At 31.4% G+C, this 8,146-nt stretch carries 6 protein-coding genes; all 6 read right to left on the bottom strand.

Features of this window, described 5'->3' with window-relative positions; translation table 11 throughout:
* Positions 1–71: 71 nt before the first annotated feature.
* Positions 72–506: a hypothetical protein gene (locus ITB9_RS12555; RefSeq protein WP_054852506.1), complete on the bottom strand. Its 435-nt coding sequence runs from the start codon at positions 504–506 to the stop codon at positions 72–74.
* 103 nt (positions 507–609) lie between these two features.
* Positions 610–3,225: a TonB-dependent receptor gene (locus tag ITB9_RS12550; RefSeq protein ID WP_054852505.1), complete on the bottom strand. Its 2,616-nt coding sequence runs from the start codon at positions 3,223–3,225 to the stop codon at positions 610–612.
* A 158-nt stretch (positions 3,226–3,383) separates the two neighbouring features.
* Entirely contained in the window at positions 3,384–5,027 is a 1,644-nt protein-coding gene (pgi, locus tag ITB9_RS12545; RefSeq protein ID WP_054852504.1) for a glucose-6-phosphate isomerase, read from the bottom strand.
* The gene (locus ITB9_RS12540; RefSeq protein WP_051431115.1) at positions 4,993–6,345 is read right to left on the bottom strand and encodes a peptidoglycan DD-metalloendopeptidase family protein; all 1,353 of its coding nucleotides are present in this window, start codon (positions 6,343–6,345) and stop codon (positions 4,993–4,995) included. The genes pgi and ITB9_RS12540 overlap by 35 nt, the downstream gene beginning before the upstream one ends.
* On the bottom strand, positions 6,303–7,226 hold the full coding sequence (locus tag ITB9_RS12535; RefSeq protein ID WP_028607575.1) for a tryptophan 2,3-dioxygenase family protein: 924 nt from the start codon (positions 7,224–7,226) through the stop codon (positions 6,303–6,305). Before ITB9_RS12535 ends, ITB9_RS12540 begins: the two co-directional genes overlap by 43 nt.
* 7 nt (positions 7,227–7,233) lie before the next feature.
* Complete coding sequence (locus ITB9_RS12530) at positions 7,234–8,016, bottom strand: DUF3108 domain-containing protein (protein WP_054852503.1); 783 nt, start codon at positions 8,014–8,016, stop codon at positions 7,234–7,236.
* Between the last annotated feature and the right edge of the window lie 130 nt (positions 8,017–8,146).

Below are 8,146 nucleotides of genomic sequence, written 5' to 3'. Positions count from 1 at the left end.
AATATATATTCAATGATTAAATTACTATTAAATATACATAAAAGCGACCCTAAGGGTCGCTTTTTTTTATGTTATAAACCTAACCAAATCTTCCATGGTATTTTAGCTAAAACAAGTATTAATGCTAAAGTATAAAATATAGCAATTGTCTTAAGCTTATTTTTTGAGGTTAATTTCTTTTTGTGCTTAGAGTATCCAATAGTTATTAAAGCTACAGCAATAATCATGGTTAAAGGATGCTCTACAACATTAGATCTCATGGTTGCATTCTTCATGATTTCACCCATACTCATTTCACTAAAGTAATCTGCAGCAAACCATAATACCATACCAATTAATAAATGTATATGAGACACAATTAAAGTGAATAAAGACATCCTAAAATCACGCGCTTCATACTCCTTTTTAGTAATTGATTTATATAAAGCATTAAAGGTTGCAACTACTATCATAAAAAGCACTAAATAGGCCCAATAACGATGTAATATTTTAAGTGTTGAATACATATATTTTCTGTTTATTAAATTAAAGGATAAAGGTAATAATTAATTGCATAAAAAAAGCCTCTTCAAATTGAAGAGGCTTTTAAAATCTTATTATTAGTTAGATTTAGAAATTATAACGTAAACTAGCATTATAAGTTCTTCCAACACCTAGGAAATATCCAAATGCATCTCTTTGGTTAATATACGCATCGTTAAATAAATTATAAACGTTAGCTCTAAAGGTCATTTTATTAGATCCTAAATCAAATTTATAAGTTAATCCAGCATCAGCTAATGTATAAGCTGGCAATCTAATAGATTCGTATTTACCACCTGCTAATGCGGTAGCTGCTACATCTTCTACGTCAACAAACTCATATAAATCTGTATAAATATTATAATCCATATCTACAGATAAACCTTCAAATAAGTTAGCTCTAAATCCAACTCCAAAAGACGTTTGAGGTGCATTACCAATCTTTACATCAGTTAAATCAACAACACCATCAGTTATTATAAAATCACCAGTATCAGTATTTTGTAAGGTATATGGTGTTTCACCATCATATTTCCAGTTTCCAACAGAACCGTATCCTCTAAAACTTAGAGAAGAAGCTGTAGGTCTATACTCAAAATCAAATTCTACACCATTGTGTACTTGTGTAACATCAGTTAACCTGTAGCTACCAAACTCGTCATCAGCAGTATCTAATAGACCATCAGCACCTGGTAACTCTTCACCAAAAGTTAAAAATCTGTTACCCCAATTAGATGAGTAAACATCAACATTAATTCTCCATTCACCCGCTTTAAATCTATAACCAGCTTCTAAACCTGTAATTTCTTCATTTTCGACATCAGGGGATACTATCTCATTAGAGTATAAGATATTTGTAAAAATATTATCTAAGAATGGTTGACGAGAAAAATAACCTGCATTACCAAAGATAGAATGCTCTTCGTTAATTTTATAAGCTAAACCTCCTTTTAAATTGTATCCAGTTTTAGTTATTTTTTCTGATTTACCTAAACCATCTCCAGTTCCTACAAACTTACCTTCTCTTTGATAAGATTGAGTCGATAAAGCTCCTTGAAAAAATGCAGAAAAACTATCGTTTTTATATTCAACTTGACCAAAACCTCCTAAATAGTTAATAGTCTCAGAGTAGTTTCTGTCATATCTTTGATCATCATCTGCATAATCAAATAGTGCTGACCATGGGTTAGCTTCAAAACTCTCAGTAATTACGTAATCACCTGGTCTATCAGTACGGAAGTTATCATTATAACCAGTTAAACCTAAATAGTCATTTATTTGTCTAAAGTGTTCTCCTTTATAAGTTCTTCCATCAACACCAATGTTAAATGACCAATTGTCATTCATTTCAACATTTAAGTTAGAAAGTAGACCATACCAGTTGTGGTTATTCACAGACGATCTTCTTAGGTAAGAATCTCCAAAGTTACCTACACCATCAGTAGCAGTATCAACATTGTTTTCTACAATTTGATCGAAATCAATTTCTCCATTCAAATCATTTCTTACTCTTCCTCTACCAAGACCTCCTGTTCCTCCACCACGTCCCCATGATGCATATAATACAGATGATAATTCCATTCCTTCCTTAATTTCATAATCCCAGTTTAAGTTTGCTACTGGTTTATGGTAGTAATTTCTTCTTTCAGTATAACGAGATCCTTCTAAGAAACCTGTATTTGGATTATATTTTTCACCAAACTCCTCATACTCCTCTAAATCACTAGAGAAATTTTGATCATGCCATTGTGGAGCTCCAGTTAACAAGAAGTTAAAAGTGTGCTCATCATTTGGCTTATATCCTACAGAGAATAAATAATTTTGTCCTTGACCTGCAGTACCAGCAGAATACTTTCTGTGTGCTTGCCAGTGGTCAACTAAAATTGTGTAAGCCCATCCGCTTTCTTTTAAACCTGAGCTATAAGAAGCTGTTGCTTTAGCGTAACTATCATTACCTCCTAAAAAACGGATAAAACCACCTTCTTTATTTTCTGTAGTTTTTGATACAATGTTTACTGTACCTCCAACTGAAGAAATAGCTAGTTTAGATGCTCCTAATCCACGTTGGATTTGAACAGCATTTGCAACATCACTCATACCAGACCAATTTGACCAGTACATTCTACCGTCTTCCATTCCATTAATTGGTTGACCATTTAATAAGTAACCTGTATTTACTTGATCAAAACCTCTTAAAAATATTTGACTATCACCAAATCCTCCAGCTTGATTAGATACGTATACAGATGGTGTGTTTTTTAAAGACTCACCAAATTCAACGTTACCAGCTGCTTTTAATTGAATGTCTTTCCCTCTAATAGTAGATACAGCTACTGGCGTTTGTCTACCAGCTGCTAAGTCAATTACTCCAGTTCCTACAATTACAACCTCATCTAAAGAGTTGTCAGAAAATAAAGATAAATTACCTAAATCAGTATCTCCGTTAAAAGACTTAGTAATTTTACCAAAACCTACATATGAGATTTCAATTACACCAGAACTTGACTGAGTAGTAAGTGAGAATGTACCATCAAAATCAGTAGTCGTTCCATTTGTCGTTCCTTTCTCAACAATTGTTGCACTAGGTAACGCAGAGTTTAATTCGGCATCCATTACTGTTCCCGTAACAGTACTTTGGGCCATTGTAAATGCAGTACACATAAATGCTACTGCAAAAAACATAACTTTAATTGTGTTTTTCATTTTGTTAATTTAAGATTTGTTTATTCAAATTCTTTTGCAAAAATACGACTAAATATAGTTGCAATATTAACTTAATGTTAACAAATACATTAACAGTAATTTTAACAAAACTGAATTATAACACGAAAAAAGGTAAGAAAATTCGTGATTATTAATTTTTACCTTAATTTTTTATATAATTCTAACAAATTAAGGGTGGAAACATCATGATTATCAAAATTAGCGTTGTCAAATTCTTTTAAAATTTTATTAGCTAATTGCTTCCCAAGCTCAACACCAAACTGATCGTAGCTATAAATATTCCAAATAATACCTTGTACAAATATTTTATGCTCGTACATAGCTATTAGTTTTCCTAAACTTTCTGGTGTTAGTTGTTCTATAAAAATTGTATTTGTAGGTTTATTACCTTCAAATACTTTAAAAGGAGTTAATTGTTTTATTTTTTCTGAAGAAATATTTTGAGATTCAAACTCAGCTTCAACCTCATCTTGAGTCTTACCGTTTAATAAAGCTTCAGTTTGCGCAAAAAAGTTAGACATTAACTTATCTTGGTGGTCTTGGTTACCATGTAGCGATTTTGCAAAACCAATAAAGTCTGCAGGAATTAGTTTAGTCCCTTGGTGGATTAACTGAAAAAAAGCATGTTGAGAGTTTGTCCCTGGTTCTCCCCAAATAATAGTTCCGGTTTGATAGTCTATTTTTGTACCATTACGATCTACACTTTTTCCATTGCTTTCCATTATACCTTGTTGTAAATAAGTAGCAAACTGTGTTAAGTATTGTGTGTAAGGTATAACAGCTTCGCTTTCGGCCTTAAAAAAATTATTGTACCAAACACTAAGTAACGCTAATATTACTGGAATATTTTTATCAAAATCTTCTGTTTTAAAATGCGTATCCATTGCGTTGGCTCCAGATAATAATGCATCAAAATTTTTGAACCCTATAGATAAACTTATGGTTAATCCTACTGCACTCCAAAGTGAAAAACGTCCACCAACCCAATTCCACATTGGAAATATATTGTCTTGATCAATACCAAACGTTTTAACTTTTTCAATATTAGTGGATACTGCAACAAAATGTTTTGCAACATCTTCTTGTTTAGCGTGCTCTAAAAACCATGTTCTTATAGTATTGGCATTAGATAACGTTTCTTGAGTTGTAAAGGTTTTTGAAACTATTACAAATAATGTCGTTTCAGGGTTTAGTGTTTTTAATACTTCATTTACATGATCACCATCTACATTACTAACAAAATGTGTTGTTAAGTGATTTTTATAATATTGTAATGAGTCTACTACCATAGCTGGTCCTAAATCGCTACCACCAATACCTATATTAACAACATCTGTGAATACTTTACCCGTAAAACCTTTAAGTTGACCTGAAATAATTTGATTTGAAAATGCTTCAATTTTCTCTTTTACTTCAAAAATTTCTGGTATTACATTTTTTCCATTCACTAAAACGGTATCTGTTGCTTTAGCACGTAAAGCTGTATGCAACACTTCTCTATCTTCTGTTTTATTTATTACTTCTCCTGAAAACTGTGCTAGTATAGCATCTTTTAGTTTAGTTTCTTCAGCTAATTCTAAAAGAAGTGTAATCGTTTCTGAAGTTATCCTGTTTTTAGAATAATCTACATAAAAATCTCCCCAATTAATAGTCATTTGATTTGCTCTGTCTTTATTTTGAGCAAATAACTCTTTCATTTTTAAATCTTTTGAAGCTTCAAAATGATCTTTTAATTTTTGCCAAGCTTTAGTGCTTGTTGGGTTGATTGAAGGTAGTGTCATGGTTAGTATATGTAATTAAATTTTCGGTACTGGTTTGTATATCTAAAATTTGCTCTTCTTCGATTGGAGAAACAAAATCTATTCCGTCTAATTGAATTTTAAGTGGTTCTATAAATTTTATGTACTCTGTTTTTAAACTGTCTGAAATAGGCTCTGCCTCAGGTAGTTTTTGCTTAAAGGGATCAACCTCTTTTCCGTTTTTCCAAAAACGATAACACACATGTGGACCAGACGTATTACCAGTCATACCAACATAACCAATTACATCACCTTGTTTTACAAAATCACCAACTTTAGCATTTCTTTTTTGCATATGAAAATACTTAGTTGTGTAAGTACTATTATGCTTAACTGCTACAAAATTACCTGCAGATTTACTGTAACGAGATTGTACCACTGTACCATTTGCAGTAGCCCTAATTGGTGTCCCTACATTTGCAGCAAAATCTGTCCCTCTGTGTGGACGCACACGATTACCGTATAAAGCAATCCTACGATTTAAATTGTATCTAGAAGAAATTCGCTTATACTCTACTGGTGCTTTTAAAAAAGCACGACGTAAATTTTTGGCGTCTTCAGAGAAGTAATCTTTTAGTCCTTTTACGGTATCTGTTTCAAACTCGAAAGCATAAAATGGCTCTCCATTATGTTGGAAGTAGGCAGCCTTAATATTATCTATTCCTGCATATATACTGTCATCAATATATTTTTCGGTATAAATAAGTTTGAATTTATCATTTTTTTGAAGCCTAAAAAAATCAATAGTCCACGCATATATATCGGACATTTTATAAGCTAACAATACACTTTTACCTTGTTTTGCTAAAGCTTCAGAAATATTAGATTCAATTACTCCTGAGACTTCCTTTTCTACAAATTTAATTGGCTTAGTGCTTGAGTAAGCATGTATTGAGTCTTGAAAGTTTATTACTACATAATCTGTTTTTGTAGGCTGGTAAATAAAACATTTAGGTTCTTGTAGCGAATCATTAGAACACAGTAACGTATAAGGTTTACCTACTTGCAGACGTCTAATATCAAAACTATCTTTTGTTTGCTCTGCTATTTGGAAAATTTTAGAGTAATCTATTTGATTACGTTGAAGAATCTCTCCAAAACTATCTCCTTTTTTAATAGTATCACGTTTAACAACGTAGTCTTCTAGTTTGAAACCAAATTCATAAACTTCTTCTGGCTCTTCAACTAATACTGTTTCAACTGGTTTTACTTTATCTTCTTTACAACTATATATTACTAATGTTAGTACAAGAAGTATTATACATTTTTGCCCCAATCTTGCAGTTCTTGTTTGCTCCATAAGTCTGGAAAAAATATTCGTCTTTGATATTTTGGATGCATATATTTTACCCATTCGCTTCCTCCTGTTGCTTCTGCAGTTTTACCACCTATATTTAGGTAATGATTTGCTGTGTTATAATGAGCCATTACCCAAGTAATATTTACTGTGTAATCGTAATGACGCATTGCTTTAATTAAATCTTGATCTTCTCTAACCTCTTGTGGCAATCCTTTAAAAATAGTCCACAAATTATGTGTGTTATAGAATTCTGCAAATCTAATAAATTCGTCTTTGTATTTGTCCTCAAAAACTGTTAATGTATAGCTTTTTTTACCGGTTTTGTAGTCTTTACCTGCAGCCTGCCAATATAAATGTTCAAAAGCGTGTTCAAAAGACGTATTTCTATCAATAGTATCTCTAAATCTATTGTCTATTAAATTGATTAATTCGGTTGAGGCAAATTCAATTTTTCTGTATTGAGCCGACTGAAACCCACTTGCTGGAGTCAATGTACTTCTAAATTTATTGTATTGCTCTACATCCATTCCGTCTTTCATGACAGTAAATGAAGAGGTTAATACATCAAAATAACGACTAATTCTCATGATTTTAGTTTCAAAAAAAGATGCTGAAATATTATCTTGTTTAGCCACTTGATCTATTTCCCATAAAATCATTTTAAACAACAACTCATTGACTTGATGGTACATTAAAAACACCATCTCATCTGGTAAAGTTGTACGCTGTACTTGTAAATTTAAAAGTGCATCCGTCTGAATATAATCCCAATAATCAATGGGTTTACTATGCAACAAACCATCTAAATGTGTATTTACATTTTGGTCCAATGCATTGTATTTATCTGTCAATTGGTCTGTTATATTCTTATCTATACTCATTATGTAATTAATCTACTATAATTTTAAAGCTATGCTTTAAACCCTTGTATGCCTCTAGATCTGCTCTTAAAGACCCAACTGCTAAATCTGCTTTTATACGTAAAGGTATTTTATTTTTGTCATTAGACACCCAAAGGGTTAAACTTTCTTCTTCTTTAAATACACGACCTGCCATTACGTATGGTCTAAACATCAAAGTTTCAACGGTTCCGAAGTTAGTCTCTAGATTTTCTTTTCCAAGGTATTTAAGTTTAAACCCATAGTTTTCTTCATCAAAAAACATATCTAATTTAATCTCATCACCTTTACTTAATGTTCTTGTGTCTAACTTATTTCTAAGATAATAAAAAGTAGACACCATGTCTTGTACCTTATCTTTTGTTGTTAGAGTCTTTTTAGTATCATGCTTTTTGTTATACACTAAAGCTGTTTTATTAGATTGATTAAAATCAATTTCGATATTCTTTTTATGACCACCTTCGTTAATTTTTCTTATAAATTTATAAGGTAATATGGTTTGTTTGTCAAAATAACTTTCATAACGATCTTCTACTTTAAAAAACCATTTTATCATACCTGTTGTCCAGCCTTTTCCAACTACATGAAATACCGGCTTACCATTTAAAGTCGTTTCTTTCACCTGCAATGTTGCATTACCAGCTTTTAAAAACCCACTGTAACTCATTTTAAACTTAAACCATTCGCCAGTTTTAAAAGCAGGTTCTTGTTGAACCGCAAAAGAGACACTTGCTGTAAATAATGCTAATATTATTAGTATTTGTTTTTTCATAACTCATGTAATTATATAGCTATTTGCAAACAGCTATGGATTGTTTAAAACTTAGATTACAATTACTATTCCAAAAATATAAAACAAAAATAAATATCACATCTAATATTCATTGACTTTTATTTATTAA

Source organism: Olleya sp. ITB9 (genome assembly GCF_001315805.1).
GTDB lineage: Bacteria > Bacteroidota > Bacteroidia > Flavobacteriales > Flavobacteriaceae > Olleya > Olleya sediminilitoris.
Note: the sequence above shows the minus strand (reverse complement) of the source record. Positions and strands in the feature narration are given on the sequence as shown.

Excerpts from the sequence above, each read along its gene's own strand:
- ITB9_RS12555 (WP_054852506.1), bottom strand. The coding sequence starts at position 506 with ATGTATTCAACACTTAAAATATTACATCGTTATTGGGCCTATTTAGTG.
- ITB9_RS12550 (WP_054852505.1), bottom strand. The coding sequence starts at position 3,225 with ATGAAAAACACAATTAAAGTTATGTTTTTTGCAGTAGCATTTATGTGT.
- pgi (WP_054852504.1), bottom strand. The coding sequence starts at position 5,027 with ATGACACTACCTTCAATCAACCCAACAAGCACTAAAGCTTGGCAAAAA.
- ITB9_RS12540 (WP_051431115.1), bottom strand. The coding sequence starts at position 6,345 with ATGGAGCAAACAAGAACTGCAAGATTGGGGCAAAAATGTATAATACTT.
- ITB9_RS12535 (WP_028607575.1), bottom strand. The coding sequence starts at position 7,226 with ATGAGTATAGATAAGAATATAACAGACCAATTGACAGATAAATACAAT.
- ITB9_RS12530 (WP_054852503.1), bottom strand. The coding sequence starts at position 8,016 with ATGAAAAAACAAATACTAATAATATTAGCATTATTTACAGCAAGTGTC.